The 18,895-nt window shown below is 72.3% G+C and carries 16 protein-coding genes and 2 pseudogenes; 7 read left to right on the top strand and 11 right to left on the bottom strand.

Annotated elements, in window-relative coordinates; all coding sequences use genetic code 11:
- Positions 1 to 72: 72 nt before the first annotated feature.
- From ACZ6TU_RS27135 to ACZ6TU_RS27125, 3 genes are all read right to left on the bottom strand, one after another.
- Positions 73 to 1,647, bottom strand: a complete 1,575-nt coding sequence (locus ACZ6TU_RS27135; protein WP_467676268.1) for an alkaline phosphatase D family protein — start codon at positions 1,645 to 1,647, stop codon at positions 73 to 75.
- Between the two features lie 139 nt (positions 1,648 to 1,786).
- Positions 1,787 to 3,217: a MocR-like pyridoxine biosynthesis transcription factor PdxR gene (pdxR, locus tag ACZ6TU_RS27130; RefSeq protein ID WP_467676266.1), complete on the bottom strand. Its 1,431-nt coding sequence runs from the start codon at positions 3,215 to 3,217 to the stop codon at positions 1,787 to 1,789.
- A 343-nt stretch (positions 3,218 to 3,560) separates the two neighbouring features.
- Complete coding sequence (locus ACZ6TU_RS27125) at positions 3,561 to 4,391, bottom strand: alpha/beta fold hydrolase (protein WP_467676264.1); 831 nt, start codon at positions 4,389 to 4,391, stop codon at positions 3,561 to 3,563.
- A gap of 163 nt (positions 4,392 to 4,554) precedes the next feature.
- Here ACZ6TU_RS27125 and ACZ6TU_RS27120 point away from each other — a divergent pair, with 163 nt between their 5' ends.
- Both ACZ6TU_RS27120 and ACZ6TU_RS27115 read left to right on the top strand, forming a co-directional pair.
- Positions 4,555 to 5,439: an RNA polymerase sigma-70 factor gene (locus ACZ6TU_RS27120; protein ID WP_467676262.1), complete on the top strand. Its 885-nt coding sequence runs from the start codon at positions 4,555 to 4,557 to the stop codon at positions 5,437 to 5,439.
- A gap of 170 nt (positions 5,440 to 5,609) precedes the next feature.
- Positions 5,610 to 6,371 (top strand): GntR family transcriptional regulator, encoded by a 762-nt coding sequence (locus ACZ6TU_RS27115; protein ID WP_467676260.1) that lies wholly within the window; start codon positions 5,610 to 5,612, stop codon positions 6,369 to 6,371.
- A 119-nt stretch (positions 6,372 to 6,490) separates the two neighbouring features.
- Here the strand turns inward: ACZ6TU_RS27115 and ACZ6TU_RS27110 are convergent, their stop codons facing one another.
- Both ACZ6TU_RS27110 and ACZ6TU_RS27105 read right to left on the bottom strand, forming a co-directional pair.
- The gene (locus ACZ6TU_RS27110) at positions 6,491 to 7,633 is read right to left on the bottom strand and encodes an ROK family transcriptional regulator (protein WP_467676258.1); all 1,143 of its coding nucleotides are present in this window, start codon (positions 7,631 to 7,633) and stop codon (positions 6,491 to 6,493) included.
- 88 nt (positions 7,634 to 7,721) lie between these two features.
- Positions 7,722 to 8,444 carry a helix-turn-helix transcriptional regulator gene (locus ACZ6TU_RS27105; protein ID WP_467676256.1) on the bottom strand — a complete coding sequence of 241 codons (723 nt, stop codon included), beginning with the start codon at positions 8,442 to 8,444 and terminating at the stop codon, positions 7,722 to 7,724.
- A 182-nt stretch (positions 8,445 to 8,626) separates the two neighbouring features.
- Between ACZ6TU_RS27105 and ACZ6TU_RS27100 the strand changes: the two are divergent.
- The 3 genes and pseudogenes from ACZ6TU_RS27100 (at position 8,627) to ACZ6TU_RS27090 (ending at position 10,773) form a co-directional block, all read left to right on the top strand.
- A pseudogene (locus ACZ6TU_RS27100) lies at positions 8,627 to 9,548 on the top strand (ATP-binding cassette domain-containing protein).
- Positions 9,549 to 9,582: 34 nt separating this feature from the next.
- Positions 9,583 to 10,275 carry an ABC transporter permease gene (locus tag ACZ6TU_RS27095; protein WP_467676688.1) on the top strand — a complete coding sequence of 231 codons (693 nt, stop codon included), beginning with the start codon at positions 9,583 to 9,585 and terminating at the stop codon, positions 10,273 to 10,275.
- A 66-nt stretch (positions 10,276 to 10,341) separates the two neighbouring features.
- Entirely contained in the window at positions 10,342 to 10,773 is a 432-nt protein-coding gene (locus ACZ6TU_RS27090) for a hypothetical protein (RefSeq protein WP_467676254.1), read from the top strand.
- A gap of 4 nt (positions 10,774 to 10,777) precedes the next feature.
- On the opposite strand, the gene mug is transcribed toward ACZ6TU_RS27090, so the two are convergent.
- From mug to ACZ6TU_RS27060, 6 genes are all read right to left on the bottom strand, one after another.
- On the bottom strand, positions 10,778 to 11,323 hold the full coding sequence (gene mug, locus ACZ6TU_RS27085) for a G/U mismatch-specific DNA glycosylase (protein ID WP_467676252.1): 546 nt from the start codon (positions 11,321 to 11,323) through the stop codon (positions 10,778 to 10,780).
- Between the two features lie 13 nt (positions 11,324 to 11,336).
- Positions 11,337 to 12,779: an adenylosuccinate lyase gene (gene purB / locus ACZ6TU_RS27080; protein WP_467676251.1), complete on the bottom strand. Its 1,443-nt coding sequence runs from the start codon at positions 12,777 to 12,779 to the stop codon at positions 11,337 to 11,339.
- A 123-nt stretch (positions 12,780 to 12,902) separates the two neighbouring features.
- Positions 12,903 to 13,682 (bottom strand): SGNH/GDSL hydrolase family protein, encoded by a 780-nt coding sequence (locus ACZ6TU_RS27075; protein ID WP_467676249.1) that lies wholly within the window; start codon positions 13,680 to 13,682, stop codon positions 12,903 to 12,905.
- 73 nt (positions 13,683 to 13,755) lie between these two features.
- The gene (locus tag ACZ6TU_RS27070; protein WP_467676247.1) at positions 13,756 to 14,769 is read right to left on the bottom strand and encodes a hemolysin family protein; all 1,014 of its coding nucleotides are present in this window, start codon (positions 14,767 to 14,769) and stop codon (positions 13,756 to 13,758) included.
- Positions 14,766 to 16,106 (bottom strand): hemolysin family protein, encoded by a 1,341-nt coding sequence (locus ACZ6TU_RS27065; RefSeq protein WP_467676245.1) that lies wholly within the window; start codon positions 16,104 to 16,106, stop codon positions 14,766 to 14,768. The genes ACZ6TU_RS27070 and ACZ6TU_RS27065 overlap by 4 nt, the downstream gene beginning before the upstream one ends.
- 157 nt (positions 16,107 to 16,263) lie before the next feature.
- A complete protein-coding gene (locus tag ACZ6TU_RS27060; RefSeq protein ID WP_469551680.1) occupies positions 16,264 to 17,154 on the bottom strand; it encodes an MBL fold metallo-hydrolase in 891 nt (296 codons plus the stop codon).
- Between the two features lie 98 nt (positions 17,155 to 17,252).
- Between ACZ6TU_RS27060 and ACZ6TU_RS27055 the strand changes: the two genes are divergently transcribed.
- Both ACZ6TU_RS27055 and ACZ6TU_RS27050 read left to right on the top strand, forming a co-directional pair.
- The gene (locus ACZ6TU_RS27055; RefSeq protein WP_469551677.1) at positions 17,253 to 17,468 is read left to right on the top strand and encodes a hypothetical protein; all 216 of its coding nucleotides are present in this window, start codon (positions 17,253 to 17,255) and stop codon (positions 17,466 to 17,468) included.
- Positions 17,455 to 18,862: pseudogene (locus tag ACZ6TU_RS27050) on the top strand (amidase). Before ACZ6TU_RS27055 ends, ACZ6TU_RS27050 begins: the two are co-directional and overlap by 14 nt.
- Positions 18,863 to 18,895: the final 33 nt, after the last annotated feature.

The raw sequence follows: 18,895 nt of genomic DNA, 5'->3' as shown, positions 1-18,895 counted from the left end.
GGCGGGTAAAAGAGATGGCTTGCCCTCTTTATCGACCCTTCAAACGTTGAGCACCGTACCTTGCGCCGTACCTCACTGGCCGACCAGGCCCGCCTGAAGCACCTTGGTGAACAGCACGGTGCCGTCCTGCTCGCGCAGACGCACCGTCAGCTCGCCGCTGCCGCCGTCGATGTCGACCTCGCCGAAGAACTGGTAGCCGCCGGCGGGGGAGACGTTGGCGGTCGTCGGTGCCTTCAGGAACACCCGGTCGGGACCGAAGGTGCCGTCGAGCGTGTTCGCCGGGAACGCACCGGCGTTGAGCGGGCCCGACACGAACTCCCAGAACGGCTCGAAGTCGGTGAACGCGGCCCGCGACGGCTGGTAGTGCTGCGCCGAGGTGTAGTGGACGTCGGCCGTGAGCCACACCGTGCCCGTGATCCGGCGGTGCTTGATGAACCGAAGCAGCTCGGCGATCTGGAGCTCACGGCCCAGCGGGGCGCCGGGGTCCCCCTGGGCGACGGCCTCGATGTTCGGCCTGCCGTCGCCGGTGTCCGGGACGACCAGGCCGATCGGCATGTCGGAGGCGATCACCTTCCACACCGCGCGGGAGCGTGACAGCTCGCGCTTGAGCCATTCCAGTTGCTCGCGGCCGAGGATGCCCTGCGGGTCGGTGGGCTGGTCGTCCGGCGAGTTGGCGTTGCGGTAGGTGCGCATGTCCAGCACGAAGACGTCCAGCAGCGGGCCGTGGTGCTGCACCCGGTAGACGCGGCCGTCGGGGCGGCGCAGCGTGGAGATCGGGAAGTACTCCGAGAACGCGCGGCGGGCGCGGGCGGCGAGCACGTCGACGTTCTTCTCGGTGTACCGGGCGTCGCCGAGGATCTCGCCCGGGTACCAGTTGTTGGTGACCTCGTGGTCGTCCCACTGGACGATGGACGGGACCTGGGCGTTGAAGGCACGCAGGTTCTCGTCCAGCAGGTTGTAGCGGAAGTTGCCGCGGAACTCCGCCAGGGTCTCGGCGACCTTCGCCTTCTCCTCGGTGGTGATGTTCCGCCAGGTGCGCCCGTCGGGCAGGGCCACGGTCTCGGTGAGGGGGCCGTCGGCGTAGATGTTGTCGCCGCTGCAGATGAAGAAGTCCGGGTCGAGGGCGGCCATCGCCTCGTAGATACGGTAGCCACCGAGCTCCGGGTTGATGCCCCAGCCCTGACCGGCCAGGTCGCCGGACCAGACGAACCGCACGCCGTCACGCCGCTTGTCGGACGCCGTGCGGAAGCTGCCGGTGACCGGCTCGCCGGTGCGGCGCGGGTCGTCCGGGTCGGCGAGCAGCACCCGGTAGTGGATCCGCTCGCCGGACGGCAGGCCGCGCAGCCGGGTCGTGCCGGTGAAGTCGGTACCCGGGCCCAGCAGCGGGCCGTGCCATCTGCGCGGGTTGCGGAACGACTCGGTCGCCGACGTCTCGACGATCATCCGGGCCGGCCGGTCGGACCGCACCCACACCAGCCCGGAGTCGCGGGTCACGTCTCCCGCCTGCACACCCCACCCCGCCTTCGGACGCCCCGACCGCGCGAAGGCCGGCGCCGCGCCGAGAGCGGTGGGCAGGGTGAGGGCCGCCGACGCGGCGAGGGAGCCACGCAGGACGCTACGGCGCGCGGGGAACGGACGGTGTGACATGGATGCGCCTCCAGGGACGGGATCCGGCCAGTGTGCACAGCCACAACTACTGGCACGCCGCAGCGCACACACGAACCCCAAGTGAACAACTGACCGCGACAGGAGGGGAACCGGCGGGAACCCGCGAGCTCCGCCGGAGTCACCGCGTGGCCGCCTCCGCCATCAGGCGTATGCCCTCGTGGATCCGGGCGGCCGGTACGTGCGCGTAGCCGAGGACGAGCTGTGTCCGCTTCGGCCCGTCGGTCTCCTCCTGCGCGGGACGCGGGTGTGTGTAGGCCGACAGGGGGCGTACCGCCACCCCGGCCGCCGTCACGCGGGTGAGGAAACGCTCCTCGGGGCCGTAGCGCTCCGGCAGCGTGGCGATCACGTGCAGGCCGGCGGCGATGCCGGAGACCCTGGAGCCGGGGAAGTGTTCGTCGAGGGCGGCGGTCAGGGCGTCACGGCGCTCGCGGTAGGCGCGCTGGCAGCGGCGCAACTGGCGGTCGTAGTCGCCGCGCTCCAGGAAGCGGGCGAAGAGTGCCTGGTCGAGGGCCGGGTGACCCAGGTCCATGGTGCGCTTGCGTTCGACGATCTCCTCCGCCCAGGACTCCGGCACCAGCAGCCAGCCCAGCCGCAGCCCGGGGGCGAGTGACTTGCTGACCGAGCCCGCGTAGGCGACGTGGTCCGGGTCGAGTCCCTGGAGCGCGCCGACGGGGGCGCGGTCGTAGCGGAAGTCGCCGTCGTAGTCGTCCTCCAGGACGATGCCGTCCACGGACCGCGCCCAGTCCAGCAGCTCGGCGCGGCGGCGGGCCGAGTAGGCGATGCCGGTGGGGAACTGGTGGGCAGGCGTCGTCACCACGGCCCGTACGCCCGACGCCCGCAGCGGCTCCAGGGCGACGCCCTCGCCGTCCACGGGCACCGGTACGGCGGTGACCCCGGCCGAGGCGTACAGCGCGTCGTGCTGGGGACTGCCCGGGTCCTCCACACCCACCGTGCGCACCCCGCGCGCGTGCAGCGCGAAACCCAGCAGCGTCGTCGCCTGAGCCACCCCGGAGACCACCACGAGCCGCTCCGGGTCGGCCACCACACCCCGCCGCCGGGCGAGCAGTTCGGCCAGCGCGGTACGCAGCCGGGGCAGCCCGCGCGGATCGGGGTACCCCAGCTCCTGGTGCGGCAGCTCCGCCAGCACACCGCGCTGCGCGGCGGCCCACGCCGAGCGCGGGAACAGCGACAGATCCGGCGTCCCGGGCACGAAGTCGGCCCCGGCCCCGGGGGAGCGCGGAGCGAGGTCGTGCGCCCGAGGCCGGGCGGCCCGTACGGCCGAGCCCACCCACGTCCCGGCGCCCCGGCCGCTGCGCAGATAGCCCTCCGCCGTCAGCTGCTCGTACGCCTCCGTGATCAGCCCGCGCGACACCCCCAGATCCGCCGCGAGATCCCGGCTCGACGGCAGCCGCGTACCCGGCGCGAGCCGGCCCGAGCGGACCGCCTCGCGCAGCGCCGCCTGAAGGGAACGACCACGCGTGCGTGCCGGTGCCGAAGCGGCCGGGAGCAGCAGCTCCCAGGCGGGCGACGCGGGATCGTTGCGGTCCATGCGGTCAGTCTGCCGGATCCGTGGGCGGTCCTTTCGCCAACCGCCCCGCATCGGACAGCGGTTATCGGCCACCGGCGCCCGGGCGCGCGCCGGTGTGCGGTCGGCCACGGACGCGACCCGGCGTGCCGTGCGGTTCCCCGACCGGGGACTGCCGTGCCCGAGGACAGGGCGGCCGCCGCCGTGATCACTGTGCTGAACGTCCACGACCGTGAGTTGCCCGTGCGTTTCGACGGGCCATTGGCCGTCGGCGTGTCGGGCGGTCATGGTCCGGTGCGGTACGAGGTGAGTCACCACGTGCCGGGAGAGCGGCCCCCTGCGCGATGCGGCGTTCCGGCAGATCCCCTCAGCGGCTGCCGTCGAGGACGACCCGGGCGACCAGCGCCGGGTCGTCGTTCATCGGGACGTGGCCGCAGCCGGGCAGCCGCACCAGCCGTGCGGCGGGGATGACGCTCTTGGCCCGCACGCCCTGGCGGGGGATCAGCAGCCGGTCCCGGTTGCCCCACGCCACGGTGACCGGCGTGCCCACGATGTCGTCGGTGAACTGCACGGACCTGCCGGAGCGGAGGGTCTCGGAGAACCCCTGCGCCCGGGCCAGCGCGAGCGTCTCGGCGATCACGGCCTCGGGCGAACGACGGCCCGGGCGGGCGTAGATGGTGCTCGTCAGCAGCGTGCGGCCGATGGCCGGGCGGGCCAGCCGTTCGACGACGGGCAGCGGCATCCGCTGGGCTATCTGCCGCATCGTCATGAGCACCGTGAAGGCGTAGCGGCGCTCGACCGCGTTCCAGAACCCCGCCGGGGACAGGGCGGTGACGGAGCGGACGAGCTGCGCCCGGGCCAGGTCCAGGGCCAGCAGGCCGCCCAGCGAGTTGCCCGCCACGTGCGGCCGTTCGATCTCCAGCGCCTCGCACAGCGCCGCGAGGACGGCGTTCATGGTCGGCAGGTCGTGCGCCATGCCGTCCGGGAGCGCCGGCGACTCGCCGCACCCGGGCAGGTCCACGGCGATCACGTCCCGCTCGGCCGCCAGCGCGGGTATCACCGGGTCCCACACCTGCCGGTGGTGACCGATGCCGTGCAGCAGGAGCAACGGTTCGCCGCTGCCCTGACGCGTGTAGGCCAGGGTCACGTTCTGCTCGCCCTGTGCGGAGGCGACTTTGAAGGAGACGGTGACGGACATGCGGTGCTCCTCGGATGTACTCGCTGACGGACGCCGTAGACAGCTTGTCAGCAATTACTACCGGCGGGTAGCCCCGAGGTGCCGCCACCTCCACGGCCGCGGCTGTCCGGGACGGGGCGATTCCGCCTGGACAGGGCCGCACCGGTGGGCTGGGATGGAGCCCGTGACCACCGAGACCGCGACCGACGTCTTCGAAGCACACCGCCCCGTCCTGCTGGGCGTCGCCTACCGCATGCTGGGCCGCGTCGCCGACGCGGAGGACGTGGTCCAGGAGGCCTGGCTGCGCTGGTCGGGCAGCGACCGCGGCGACGTGCGCGAACCGCGCGGCTACCTCGTGCGGATCACCACCCGCCTCGCCATCGACCGGCTGCGCCAGATCAAGGCCCGTGGGGAGACGTACGTAGGTCCGTGGCTGCCAGAGCCGTACGTCACCGACTTCGGCGACACCGTGCCGGACACCGCCGAGCGGGCCGTGCTCGCCGACTCCGTCTCGCTCGCCGTCCTCGTCGTGCTGGAGTCGCTGTCGCCGCTGGAGCGGGCGGTGTTCGTGCTGCGTGAGGCCTTCGGCTTCCCGTACGCCGACATCGCCGCCATGCTCGACCGCGGCGAACCGGCGGTCCGTCAGCTGGCCGGACGGGCGCGCAAGCACGTCGAGGAGCGGCGGCCGCGCTACGAGGTCGACCCCGCCCAGCGGCGCGAGCTCACCGAGCGGTTCCTCGCCGCCGCGGCGGACGGCGACCTCGAAGGGCTGATGGCCCTGCTCGCCCCGGACGTCCGGCTCGTCGGCGACAGCGGCGGCAAGGCGCGGGCGCCGCTGCGGGTCCTGCAGTCCGCGGACAAGGTGGGCCGCTTCCTCGTCGGCGCCGCGCAGAAGAGCGTCCCCGACTTCTCCCTGCGTTTCCTGGAGCTCAACGGCGGCCCGGCCGTGCTGTTCCTGTCCGGCGACAAGCCCGACTCCGTCTTCCAGCTCGACGTCGCCGACGGCCGCGTCCAAGCGGTCTACATCGTCCGCAACCCCGACAAGCTGCGCTCGCTGGCCGCCGTCTAGACGGCGCCGCTCACGCCCCGCCGCGGCCTCGCACGAACGCCCCGTGAACGTTCCCGGCCATTGGTCTTGACCAAGGATCAGGGCCGCCCTATGGTCGCAGAGAAGTGAAACAACCTTTAAAAAACAAGGGCGCTGAAAAGCAGCCGACCACGGCGATTGCGGAGGACAGGGTGGGGACCACGCAGCTGGAATCGGTGCCGGAACCGAAGTACTGGCATCTCAAGACCGTGCTCAGTGAAGCGCTCGACTCGGAGTTCTCCGTGGGGGAGATCCTGCCCAACGAGCGCGACCTCGCAGCCCGCTTCGGCGTCGCTCGCGCCACGCTCCGCCAGGCCCTGGAGCAGCTCGAACTGGAGGGCAGGCTCCAGCGCCGCCGCGGTGTCGGCACGACCGTCGCGCCGCCCCGCATGGGCGTCTCCCTCGGCTCCGGCCCGCACACCTGGCCGGGCGGTCCCGAGGACGCCTGGCAGCCCGTCGACTGCACGGCGGCCGTGCCGCCCCCGGCCGTCGCCGACGCGCTGGAGACGGGCCGCGACGAGCCCGTGCACATCGTGCGCCGCTCCCGCGTCTCGCACGGCCGGCCAGTGGCCGCCGAGCTGCTGTACATCCCGCAGTCCTCGGTGCCCGACCTCTCCGGCATCGACGCACCGTCCGGATCGGCACGCGCGCGTGCGGTGCTGCGGGAGCTCCAGCGGCTGGAGCTGGAGCGGCAGGAGAACGCGGTGGAGCTCGGCTCCGCCGGGGCCGACGACGCGAAGGAACTGGACCGGCTGCCCGGGGCGCCCGTCCTGGTGGTGACGACGCGGTTCGTGGCCGCGGGCCGTACGGGTGCGCTCTCGGTCGCGACGTACCGCGCTGACACGTGTCGGTTGACCTTCGGTGACGCGGGGGGTGTGGAGATCCACGCCGGGCCGCAGCGGCAGGCTTCCTGACCGTCGCGTTTCGGGGGGTGCGGTGAGCGACGGGCTGCGGGTGGGTCGTGGCTGGTCGCGCCCACGCGGCGGAGCCGCACATCGATACGGCCCCGCGCCCCCGGGAAGGGCGTCGTCGTTCAGCGGCGCTCCACCGTGAACAGCTGTTCCTCCACGTGGTCCAGGGCCAGGCGCAGGGCGCCCGTCGCCACTGCCGCGTCTCCCAGGCGGGACAAGGTCACCTGCGGGGGGCGCAGGCAGTAGCGGGCCAGTTCCTGGCGGAGGGGGTCCAGGACGCCGTCCAGGCCTGCCGCCCAGCCGCCGATCACGACCAGTTCCGGGTCGAGAGCGAGGACCAGGGCCGCCACGTCGTGGACCAGACGCTGGAGGAAACGGTCGACGGCCGCGCGAGCCCGCTGGTCGCCCTCGCGGGCCCGTGCGAAGACCTCGGCGACGGCCTGTTCGTCGAGCGGGTGCAGCGGTTCGTCCGTGGTGGACAGCAGCGTCTCCGGCGTCACCTCCCGGCCGAGGAGATGCAGCGCGCCGATCTCACCGGCCGCCCCGCCGTAGCCCCGGTGCAGCCGTCCCCCGATCAGCGAACCGGCGCCCGGGCTCAGCCCCGCCAGCACGAACACCACGTCGTCCGACTCGGTGGCCGCGCCTTTCCAGTGCTCGGCGACGGCCGCCGCGTTGGCGTCGTTCTCGACCAGGACCGGGCACTTGAACGACCGGCCCAGCCGCTCGCCCAGCCGCAGCCCCGTCCACCCGGGCAGCGCGGTGCCCAGCCGTACCCTGCCGTCCGCCTCGACGATCCCGGGCGTCGCCACGCCCACGGCCCGCAGCGAGCCGCGTGCGACACCGGCCCGGCGCAGCAACTCGGCGACGGCCCCCCGCAGCCGCTCCAGCCGCTCGTCGGCCCCCGCCGTCTCGGGTACGTCCTTGGCCTGGGAGCCGATCACCCGGCCGTCCAGGTCGGCCAGCAGCGCGGCCACCCGGTGCGCGCCGATCTCAAGCCCCAGCAGATGCCCCGCCTCCGCCCGGAACCGGAACCGCCGCGCCGGCCGCCCCTGCCGCCGGGCGGCACCCTCCTCAGCCGCCTTCTCGACGACGAGACCGGCCTCGATGAGCCCTTCGACGACGCCCTCGACGGTCGGCCGGGACAACGCCGTCACCCGGGTGATCTCGGTCAGCGTCGCGCAGTCCGTGGCACGCAGCGCGTGCAGCACCACCGCGGAGTTGATCCTTCGCAGCAGCGAGGGATCCCCGCCGGTCAGCCGCCCCACCGTCCGTCCTTCCAGCTCGTGCGCGTGTTGGCCGGATCGTACTCGGCGCGGCGGACCCCGGCGAGGGGCAGGCTCAGGCCCCCGCCGATCACCCCGGCGCGACGAACCCCGACACGTACGCCGCGATCACCGCCTGCGTGCGGTCCCTCGCTCCCAGCTTCGCCAGTACGGCGCTCACAAGCGACTTCACCGTCTCGGTGCCCACGACCAGCCGGACGGCGATCTCCGCGTTCGACAGGCCCCGTGCCATCAGCCGCAGCCCGATGGAGTCGTGCAACTCGCGGGCGATACGCGTGCGTTCCAGCAGTTGTTCGGTGCGCTCCTCCAGCGCCGCCATCCGCTCGGTGGGCGACGGTCCGAGGAGCCGCTTGGCCAAGGCGGTGACGAGGTGCCCCGACCACACCACGACCACGGGGCACAGAATCAACGGCACGGGTGCGAGCACGGCGTGCCACCAGCGGTTCTCCTCGACGGACACAAATCCATCAGCCAAGGGCCCAAGACCGAGCCCCGTCGTCAGCAAGTCGATCGCGAGGAAGGGCAACTGGAGAGAGAGGTGAGCCACGGTCCAGCCGAGGCACAGCCGCGCCTCCAGCCACACCACCGTCCGCCCGCGGTCCCGCCACGTGACGGACGGAGTGGTCACGATCTCCTCGGTCTCACCGTCCTGCCGACGGTCGATCAGCAACAGCCTGGCCTGAAACCCCTCCACGACCCGTGTGATGGGCAGGAGTCCCGCGAGTCCGAGCAGCACGGCGGCCGTGACCTGAGTCCACCACGCCTCCTGGATGAAATCCACAGCGACGGCCACACGATGGCCACCACGATGTGCAGCCACCGCTTGTACGTCACCGCCCGCGTCAACGGGCGCAGCATGCGGACCATTGCGCCATCGTGCCAGCCGCCACTGACAGAGAGCCTCCCCCGCACGGGGGAGACGATCTCCACCGCCGGGGGAGGCCCGCACCCCGGACGATCGGCCACGCTGCAGCCATGACCAGCATCGAAGTCCATGACCTCACCAAGGAGTACGGCACCAAACGAGCCGTGGACGGCCTCACCTTCCGCGTCCTGCCCGGCCGCGTCACCGGCTTCCTCGGCCCCAACGGCGCCGGGAAGTCCACCACCATGCGGCTGGTGCTCGGCCTCGACCGGCCGAACGCCGGCTCCGCCACACTCGGCGGCCGCGCCTACCCCGACGCTGCGCGAACCCCTGCGCCAGGTGGGCGCCCTGCTCGACGCGCAGGCCGCGCACGGCTCCCGCACCGCCCGCGACCATCTCCGAGTCCTGGCGAGCAGCAACCGCATCCCCGACCGGTGGGTCGACGAGGTGCTGGAGGAAACCGGCCTGGCGTCGGTGGCCCGGCGCCGCGTGCGGACGTACTCCCTCGGCATGCGCCAGCGCCTGGGTATCGCCGCCGCCCTGCTGGGCGATCTCGAGGTGGTCATGCTGGACGAGCCGTCCAACGGTCTCGACCCCGAAGGCATCGTGTGGATCCGGCAGTTGCTGCGCCGGCTCGCGGGGGAGGGCCGCACGGTCCTGGTCTCCAGCCATCTGATGAACGAGACCGCGTCCTTCGCGGACCACCTCGTCGTCCTCGGCCGGGGCGGGCTGCTGGCCGACACCCCGATGCGGGACTTCATCGACGCGCGCGTGCAGCCCAGCGTACGCATCCGCACATCCGACCCCGCCGCCCTCCTCAGCGCTCTCGCCCGGCACGGTCACGACGCCGTGGAACACGTGGACGGTCACTGGACCGTGCACCACGCACGCGTGGACGACATCGGCCGCATCGCCTCCGTCGCGGGTGTGCCGGTCCTCGAGCTCGCCGCCGAGGAAGGCACGTTGGAGCAGGCCTATTTCGACCTCACGTCGGCCGAAGCCGAGTTCACCGCACAGCCCCAGGAGGCCTGACCATGGAACTCACCCCGTCCTCCGCTCCGAGTGGCTGAAGATCCGTACGCTCCGCTCGCTCCCGGGAGCGCTCCTGGCCCTGTTCGCCACGACCACGGCCTTCTCCGCGATCGCCGGTGTCTCCAAAACGTCGGACCCCGGCTTCGACCCCCTGTTCACGGCCTTGTCCGGTGTCGTGCCGGGGCAGATCGTGGCCGTCTCCTTCGGGGCCATGGCCGTGTCGTCGGAGTTCCGGTCGGGCGCGCTCCGGCTCTCGCTGGCCGCGGTTCCGCGGCGCGGCCGGTGGTTCGCGGCCAAGGCGGCCGTCATCGCCGTACCGGCCCTGCTGGTGGGACTGGTGACCGCCCTCGCCGCCCTCCCCGTGGCACGGGCGGGGCTCGGCCCGGCGGCCGACGGGCTCGGCACCGGTGAGCAGGTGCGCGGCGTCGTGGGCTGCGGCGTCCACCTCATGCTGATGGCCCTGTTCGCCGCCGGACTCGCCGCCCTGCTGCGCAGCGGCGTGGCCACGCTGTCCCTGCTGATCCCGTTCATCCTCGTCGTGTCGTTCGTGATCGGCGACGCGACGGGCACCGTCGCGGACTTCCTGCCCGACAAGGCGGGACAGCTGGTCCTGAGGGAGACGTACGACGGCACCCTCGGGCCGTGGTCGGGGCTCGCGGTGACCGCGCTCTGGGCGGCGGCCGCCCTGCCGGCGGGAGCGTGGAGCCTGCGCCGCCGGGACGCCTGAGCGGAGAACGGCCGGAACAGGCTTGACGCCCCGCCAAGTGTCAGTGGCGGCGGGTTTACTGGACCCATGAACATCGCACAGCACATCGCCCTCATCGACGAGCTGTGCTACCGCCCCTTTCCGGCGGAGCACGGCCCGTCGGACGTCGGCGTTTCCGGACCCGGTCATCACACTGCGGTGTTAGACGCCGCGGGCGACGACGACCCGGCACTCCGCGCGGTGACGATCGACCAGTACGAGAAGGGCCGGGACGCCGTCTACGAACTTCTCGCCTCACGCTGGGGCGACACGCCCCCGTACAACCTGCAGACCGTCCTGCTGCGCACCGAGCAGGAGGAGATACCCCGTCCGTGGGCCGAGTTGAGCGAGCGCGCGAGCGTCGCGTACGTGTGGGAGGTGGACGGCACGGGCCGCTGGGTCGCCGTGGCGGTGACCGACCGCGACACGTCGCAGGAGGTCCAACTGCTGGCCCTGGTCACGGAGACGGACCCGCCGTAGGAGATCAGCTCTCGGCGGCTTCCCGCAGCCGCGCGAACTCCTCCGCCATCGTCTCGGCCGTCCAGTGCGCGTTCAGCCCGCTCGGATTGGGCAGCACCCACACGCGCGTGTCCCCGATCATCCGCGACTGCGGCCCGACCCGGGCCTTCCGGTCGTCGAACGCGGCGCGGTAGGCGGTCACTCCGACCACGGCCAGCCAGCGCGGCCGCAGCCGCGCCACTTTCCGCGCGAGCAGCCGCCCGCCCTCCCGGTACTCCTCGGCGCTCAGCTCGTCGGCGCGAGCGGTCGGCCGCGCCGCGACATTGGTGATGCCGAGTCCGTACGACAGCAACTCCTGCTGCTCGGACGGCTTCAGCAGCCGCGGCGTGAACCCGGAGCGGTGCAGCACCGGCCAGAAGCGGTTGCCCGGGCGGGCGAAGTGATGGCCCGTGGCGGCTGTCATCAGACCGGGATTTATGCCGCAGAACAGCACCCGCAGACCGTCCGCGACCACGTCCGGCACGATGCGGTCGCGGGCGGCCTCCAGCTCCTCGGGCGTGAAACGGGGCACCGTGTGCGGCGCGTCAGAGGATCGCGCCGGGCGTGTAGCCCGCGGCCTGGGGGTGCTGCTTCACGATCTCCTCGACCCGGGCGACGACGGCGGCGACCTGGTCGCCGGCGGCACCCGTGAAGGACAGCTTGTCGGCCATCAGCGCGTCCAGCTCGTCGCGGTCGAGCGGAATGCGCGTATCGGCGGCCAGCTTGTCGAGCAGTTCGTTGCGCTCGGCGCCCTGCTCGCGCATGGCGAGCGCGGAGGCGACGGCGTTCTCCTTGATCGCCTCGTGCGCGAGCTCCCGGCCCACGCCCGCGCGCACGGCACCCATCAGCACCTTGGTGGTCGCGAGGAACGGCAGGTAGCGGTCCAGCTCACGCGCCACGACCGCCGGGAACGCGCCGAACTCGTCGAGCACCGTCATGAACGTCTCCAGCAGACCGTCCAGCGCGAAGAACGCGTCCGGCAGCGCGACCCGGCGCACCACCGAGCAGGACACGTCGCCCTCGTTCCACTGGTCGCCCGCCAGCTCGCCGGTCATCGAGGCGTAGCCGCGCAGGATCACCATCAGGCCGTTGACGCGCTCGCAGGAGCGGGTGTTCATCTTGTGCGGCATCGCCGAGGAGCCGACCTGGCCCGGCTTGAAGCCCTCGGTGACCAGCTCGTGCCCGGCCATCAGCCGGATCGTCTTGGCCAGCGACGACGGCGCGGCCGCCAGCTGCACCAGCGCCGTCACGACCTCGTAGTCGAGCGAGCGCGGGTAGACCTGGCCGACCGACGTGAACGCCTGCGAGAAGCCCAGGTGCGTGGCGATCCGCTGCTCCAGGTCCGCGAGCTTCGCGGCGTCCCCGCCCAGCAGGTCCAGCATGTCCTGCGCGGTGCCGACCGGGCCCTTGATGCCGCGCAGCGGGTAGCGGCCCAGCAGCTCCTCGATCCGGCCGTAGGCGACGAGCAGCTCGTCGGTGGCGGTCGCGAAGCGCTTGCCGAGGGTGGTGGCCTGCGCGGCGACGTTGTGCGAGCGGCCGGCCACGACCAGCTCTCCGTACTCGCCGGCCAGCTTGCCCAGACGGGCCAGGACGGCCACCGTGCGGTCGCGCACCAGTTCCAACGAGAGGCGGATCTGGAGCTGCTCGACGTTCTCGGTGAGGTCGCGGGAGGTCATGCCCTTGTGCACGTGCTCGTGCCCGGCAAGGTCGTTGAACTCCTCGATCCGCGCCTTCACGTCGTGCCGCGTGACCTTCTCACGCTCGGCGATGGAGGCCAGGTCGACGGTGTCGAGCACACGTTCGTAGTCGGCGAGCGCCGCGTCCGGCACCTCGATCCCGAGGTCCTTCTGGGCCCGCAGCACGGCGAGCCAGAGCTGCCGCTCCAGCTTCACCTTCTGCTCGGGCGACCAGAGCGTGGCGAGCTCGGCGGAGGCGTACCGTCCGGCGAGGACGTTCGGGATGCGGGGCTTGGCGGGAGCGGAAGTCACGTGGACGGATTCTACTGGCGATTCGTGCAGGCCAGCGCAACGGGTGCGTTCGTGGGAACCTACAAGAGCGTTTCGGCGCCCCTGCCACGAGCCCTCGGGTCACCCCGCCGCCGGGGGAACCGCCTACGCCAGATCCTCGTACGGCATCAGCTCGGGCCGCTTCGGCGGCAGGCCGTCACCCGAGGAGCGGCCCGTCAGGCGGCGGCCGATCCAGGGCAGCAGGTGCTGCCGGGCGAACCGCAGGTCCGCCGCGCGGCGCATGACCCAGCCGGGCGGCAGCGTCGTCGGCATCGGGGTGCGCCACTCGGTGTCCTCGGGCTCGTGGCCGAGCGCCTGCCACACCGCCTCCGCGACCCGGCGGTGGCCCTCGCCCGTCAGGTGCAGGCGGTCCACGTCCCACATCCGCGGGTCGGCGAGCGAGGGGGCGCCGTACAGGTCGACGACGATCGCGCCGTGCCGTGCGGCGAGCTCGTCGACGCAGGCGAACAGCTCCTCCATGCGCGGCCGGAACCGCTCCAGGACAGGACCACGGCGGCCCGGGCTGCGCATCAGCACGAGCTGCTTGCACGACGGGGCCAGCCGCTCCACGGCCTCCTCCAGGAGTCCGCGCACCCGGCCCATGTCGCACTTCGGCCGCAGCGTGTCGTTGAGCCCGCCCACCAGGGTGACGACGTCGGCCTCCATGGCCGCCGCCACGTCCACCTGCTCGTCGACGATCTGCCGGATCAGCTTGCCGCGGACCGCGAGGTTGGCGTAGCGGAAGTCGGGCGTGCGGGCCGCCATCCGCGCGGCGAGGAGGTCGGCCCAGCCCCGGTAGGTGCCGTCGGGCAACAGGTCCGACATGCCCTCGGTGAAGGAGTCGCCGACCGCGACGAGGCTGCTGTAGGTGGGATTCGTGTCCATGGCGGCGGAAATAGTATCCCGTGCACATACCCAGCAGTCGGTCACCCACCCGGGAGCATCGGCAACCGGTCCCTCATGCCCGCTGGCCGAACAGCTCCCGCAGCACGTCCTCCATGGTCACGAGTCCGGCCAGCCGGCCGTCCGCCCCGAGGGCGGCCGCGAGGTGCGTACGGCTGCCCCGCATCGCCGTGAGGACGTCGTCCAGCGGCGTGTGCTCCCGCACGCGCGCGATGGGCCGCATGTCCCGCAGCCGGAACGGCACGTCACGTCCGGCGGCGTCCAGTGCGTCCTTCACATGCAGATAGCCGACGATCCGCCGCCCCTCGTCCACCACCGGGAAGCGGGAGAACCCGGACTCCGCCGACAGCCGCTCCAGCTCGTCCGGAGTGACGCCCACGCGCGCGTACACCACGCGTTCCAGCGGCAGCACCACGTCGCGCACCGGACGGCGGCCCAGTTCCAGCGCGTCGTGCAGCCGCTCCTGGGCGCGGTCGTCGATGAGGCCGGCCTCGCTGGAGTCCTTCACGATCTGCGCGATCTCGGCGTCCGAGTAGGAGGCGGCGACCTCCTCCCGCGCCTCCACGCGCAGCAGCTTCAGCAGGGTGTTGGCGAAGGTGTTCACCGTGAAGATCACCGGGCGCAGCGCCCGGGACAGCGTCACCAGGGGCGGGCCGAGCGTCAACGCGCTGCGCACCGGTTCGGCGAGGGCGATGTTCTTCGGCACCATCTCGCCGAGCAGCATGTGCAGATACGTGGCCAGGGCCAGCGCGATCACGAAGGACACCGCGTGCCCCGCGCCCTCGGGCACGCCCATGGCGTGGAACACCGGCTCCAGCAGGTGCGCGATCGCCGGCTCGGCCACCACACCCAGCACCAGCGTGCACAGCGTGATGCCGAGCTGCGCGGCCGCCATCAGCGCGGACACGTGCTCCAGTCCCCACAGCACGCTCTTGGCGCGCCGGTCGCCCCGGTCGACGTAGGGCTCGATCTGGCTGCGGCGCACCGAGATCAGCGCGAACTCGGCGCCGACGAAGAAGGCGTTGACGACGAGCGTCGCCAGACCGATCAGCAGCTGGACGGCGGTCACAGCTCCACTCCCTTCTCGTCGGGCTTCTCGTCGTCGAGGGGCGCTCGCAGCCGGACGCGGGCGGCCCGGCGTCCCGCGGCGTCAAGGACCTCCATCCGCCAGCCGGCGACCTCGAGGGTGTCACCCACGGCCGGTATCCGGCCGAGCACCGTGGCCACCAGCCCGGCGAGCGTCTCGTACGGTCCCTCCGGGGCGCGCAGCCCGACGCGTTCGAGGTGGTCCACGCGCGCGGAGCCGTCGGCCGAGTACAGGGGGCGGCCGGCCTCGTCCGTGCCGGCCGGCGCGAGGTCGGGCAGCTCGTGCGGGTCGTGCTCGTCGCGCACCTCGCCGACGACCTCCTCGACGATGTCCTCCAGGGTGGCCACGCCCGCCGTGCCGCCGTACTCGTCGATCACGACGGCCATCGTGCGCTTGCCGGAGAGCCGGTCCAGGAGCCGGTCGACGGTGAGCGTCTCCGGGACCAGCAGGGGCTCGCGCATCAGCTCGGAGACGAAGATCCGGGTCCGGCGCTCCGCCGGTACCGCCAGTACGTCCTTGACGTGAGCCGTCCCGACGACCGAGTCGAGGGTGCCGCGGTAGACGGGGAACCGGGACAGGCCGGTCGCCCGGGTCGCGTTCGCCACGTCCTCCAGGGTCGCCTGCACATCCAGGGCGACGACCTGCACCCGGGGTGTCATCACGTTCTCCGCGGTCAGGTCGGCGAGGTTCAGCGTCCGTACGAACAGCTCGGCGGTGTCGGCCTCCAGGACGCCTTCCTTGGCGGAGTGCCGGGCGAGCGCCGCCAGCTCCTGAGGCCCGCGCGCCGACGCCAGCTCCTCGGCGGGCTCCACACCGATCCGGCGCACGACACGGTTCGCCGTGTTGTTGAGGTGCCTGATGAAGGGCCGGAACGCGGCGCTGAACCAGCGCTGGGCGTTGCCCACGGTCTTGGCGACCGCCAGCGGCGACGAGATCGCCCAGTTCTTGGGCACCAGCTCGCCGACGACCATCAGGAACACCGTCGACAGAGCCGTGCCCAGCACCAGCGCCAGGCTGTGCGAGGCCGACCGGGAGACACCGACGTCCTCCAGCGGTCCGGCGATCAGCGCGGCGATCGACGGCTCGGCGAGCATGCCGACGACCAGGTTCGTGACGGTGATGCCGAGTTGCGCCCCGGAGAGCTGGAACGTCAGGTTCCGTACAGCCTTCAGCGCGCCCTGCGCGCCCCGCTCGCCGCGCGCCACCGCCTGTTCCAGCTCGGCGCGCTCGACCGTGGTGAGGGAGAACTCGGCCGCCACGAAGGCGCCGCAGGCGAGCGAGAGCAGGATCGCCGCCAGAAGGAGGAGCACTTCGGTCATCGGTTCACCCCCGTTCCATGGTTCTCCAGGACGGGGCGGAACGCGCGGTGTCGCGTACTGGGAGGCTCGCCCATGGGCGGACGCTCACAACCTTTCATGCAGAACCGAGTGGCCATCCAAGGGTAAAGGATGGGCAAAGTCCTGCGGTGGGGGGTGCTCAGGGGGAGTCGGCGGACACGGGGGCCAGCCGGTACGCGCCCTCGTGTGCGATGACGCGTCCGGCGGTGGGCGGTGCGAAGTGGGTGCCCAGGAGGAGAGTGTCCGTGCCGACGAGCGCGCCGAGCAGCTCGCGGCGCGAGGCCTCCGACCGTCCGGGGTCGATGTCGACGCAGGCGCCGATACCGGGGTGGGCGAGCTGGACGGGGTGGTGGACGCAGTCGCCGGTGATCAGTGCCGTCCGTCCGCGGCTGGTCAGTTCGACGGCGACATGGCCGGGGGTGTGCCCGGGGGTCGGGATCAGGCGCAGTCCCGGGACGACTTCGAGACCCTCGGCGGGGACGTCGAGGAGGTCGAGCAGCCCCGCCTCCTCCACCGGGATCACTGAGTCGCGGAACATCTGCCGGCGCGCCTCGTCCATGTCGTACCCGGCCCAGAACTCCCGCTCGGTGCGGGAGGTCAGGTAGCGGGCGTTCGGGAAGGTGGGGACCCACGCGCCGTTCGCCTCCCGGGTGTTCCAGCCGACGTGGTCGGCGTGCAGGTGGGTGAGGATCACCAGGTCGACGGAGTCCGGGGGGAATCCGGCGGTGGTGAGGTGCTGAAGGTAGTCGGTGTCGAGGTTGTGCCAGGCGGGATCGGCCCGCTTCTTGCCGTTGCCGATGCCGGTGTCCACCAGGACGCGCAGTCCGCCGACGGTGAACGCGAAGCTGTGGCTGTCGGCGCGCAGGACACCCACGTCGTCGGCGAAGTGGGGGCGCAGCCACTCCTGCGCGGCGACGACGTCAGGGGTGGCGTCGGGCAGGAGCCACGCTCCGATGGCGGGTGGCAGGGGGACTTCGTCGATGCGGTGGACGGTGATGCCGCCCACGGCCCAGGAAGCGGGTGTGGTCATGGGTCCTCCTCGTTCGCTTAACGCAATCCGTTTGCGTTAAGGAGACGATAGGTCCTAGACTCCACTAACGCAAATGATTAGCTTTTATAGGAGCCCTCATGTCCCACCTCGCACTCATGCCACCCGAAGCCGCCCGCTGGGCCCACCGCGCCGGGCTCGTGCTGCCCGCCGACCGTCACGCGGCGGTCGCGGCCACCGCAGACCACATCCACTCCGTCGTGGCGGTCCTGAGGGAGCTGGACTTCGGGGACACCCCGCCCGCCCCGGCCTACCGCGTCGCGGCCGTGAGGGAGACGCACGATGCAGCCGCATGAACTGACGCTCGCTGCCGCCGCCGACGCGATCGGGGCACGTCGGCTGTCCCCCGTCGAGCTGGCCGACTCCGTACTGGAGCGCATCGAGCAGGTGGAGCCGCACCTCCGGGCCTACGTCACCGTCGATGCCGAGGGTGCGCGCCGGGCCGCGCGCCGAGCCGACAACGACATCGCGGCCGGCCGCCACCGCGGTCCGCTGCACGGCATCCCGATGGGCCTGAAGGACCTGATCGATGTCGCCGGTACGACCACGTCGGCCAGTTCCCGCGTGCGGTCCGACCACCGCGCGCAGACCGACAGCACCGTCGCCGCACGCCTGTCGGCGGCCGGAGCGGTCCTGGTCGGCAAGACCCACACGCACGAGTTCGCCTACGGGCTGACCACCCCGCAGACCCACAACGCCTGGGACTCCGGCCGGGTCGCGGGCGGCTCCAGCGGTGGATCGGCCGTCGCCGTCGCCGCCGGCACCGCCACGTTCGCCCTGGGCACCGACACCGGCGGATCCATCCGGGTGCCCGCCGCGCTGAACGGGGTCGTCGGCCTCAAGCCGACCTACGGCCTCGTCCCGCGCCACGGCGTCACGTCCCTGTCCTGGTCGCTGGACCACGTCGGCCCCATCACCCGCACCGCCGAGGACGCGGCCCTGGTCCTCGCGGCCCTGGCCGGCCACGACCCCCGCGACCCCGCGTCCCTGACCGCACCCCCGGCTCACTACCGGCCGGGCCCGGACACGGATCTGACCGGACTGCGGATCGGTGTGCCGCGCACCTACTACTTCGACCACGTCGACCCGGAGGTGGAAGCCGCCGTTCGCAGCGCGATCGGCCGGCTCCAGGCGCTCGGTGCCCGCCTCGTCGACGTCGAGATCCCCATGACCCGGCTACATCCAGGCCACCCAGTGGGGCCTGATGGTGCCCGAGGCCACCGCCTACCACGAGAACAGCCTGCGCGCGGTCCCCGAGCTCTACCAGGCCGACGTCCGGATCCTCCTGGAAGCCGGTGAACTGATGTCCGCCGGGGACTACCTGCGTGCCCAGCGCTCGCGCACCCTCATGCGGCAGGAATGGACGCAGCTGCTGCGGGAGGTCGACCTGATCGCCGCCCCCAGCGTGCCGATGACCGCCGTCCCGGCCGGTCAGGAGACGGTCACCTGGGCCGACGGCACCGTCGAGGCCGTCTCCGACGCCTATGTGCGGCTCTCGGCCCCTGCCAACATCACCGGCCTGCCCTCCCTTTCCGTCCCGGTCGGCCACGACACGGCGGGCCTGCCGATCGGCATGCAACTCCTCGGGCCGCCGCTCGGGGAGAGCCTGCTGCTGTGGGTCGGGCACGCCAGCGAACAGACCCGGCCCGCACACGATCCCGGGCCCGCTACCCGAGCAGCGCTGTGCTAGAAGCAATGGGTTCGCTTTAAGGTGGATTCCGTG

This window comes from Streptomyces sp. NPDC052064, assembly GCF_055585925.1.
Note: the sequence above shows the minus strand (reverse complement) of the source record. Positions and strands in the feature narration are given on the sequence as shown.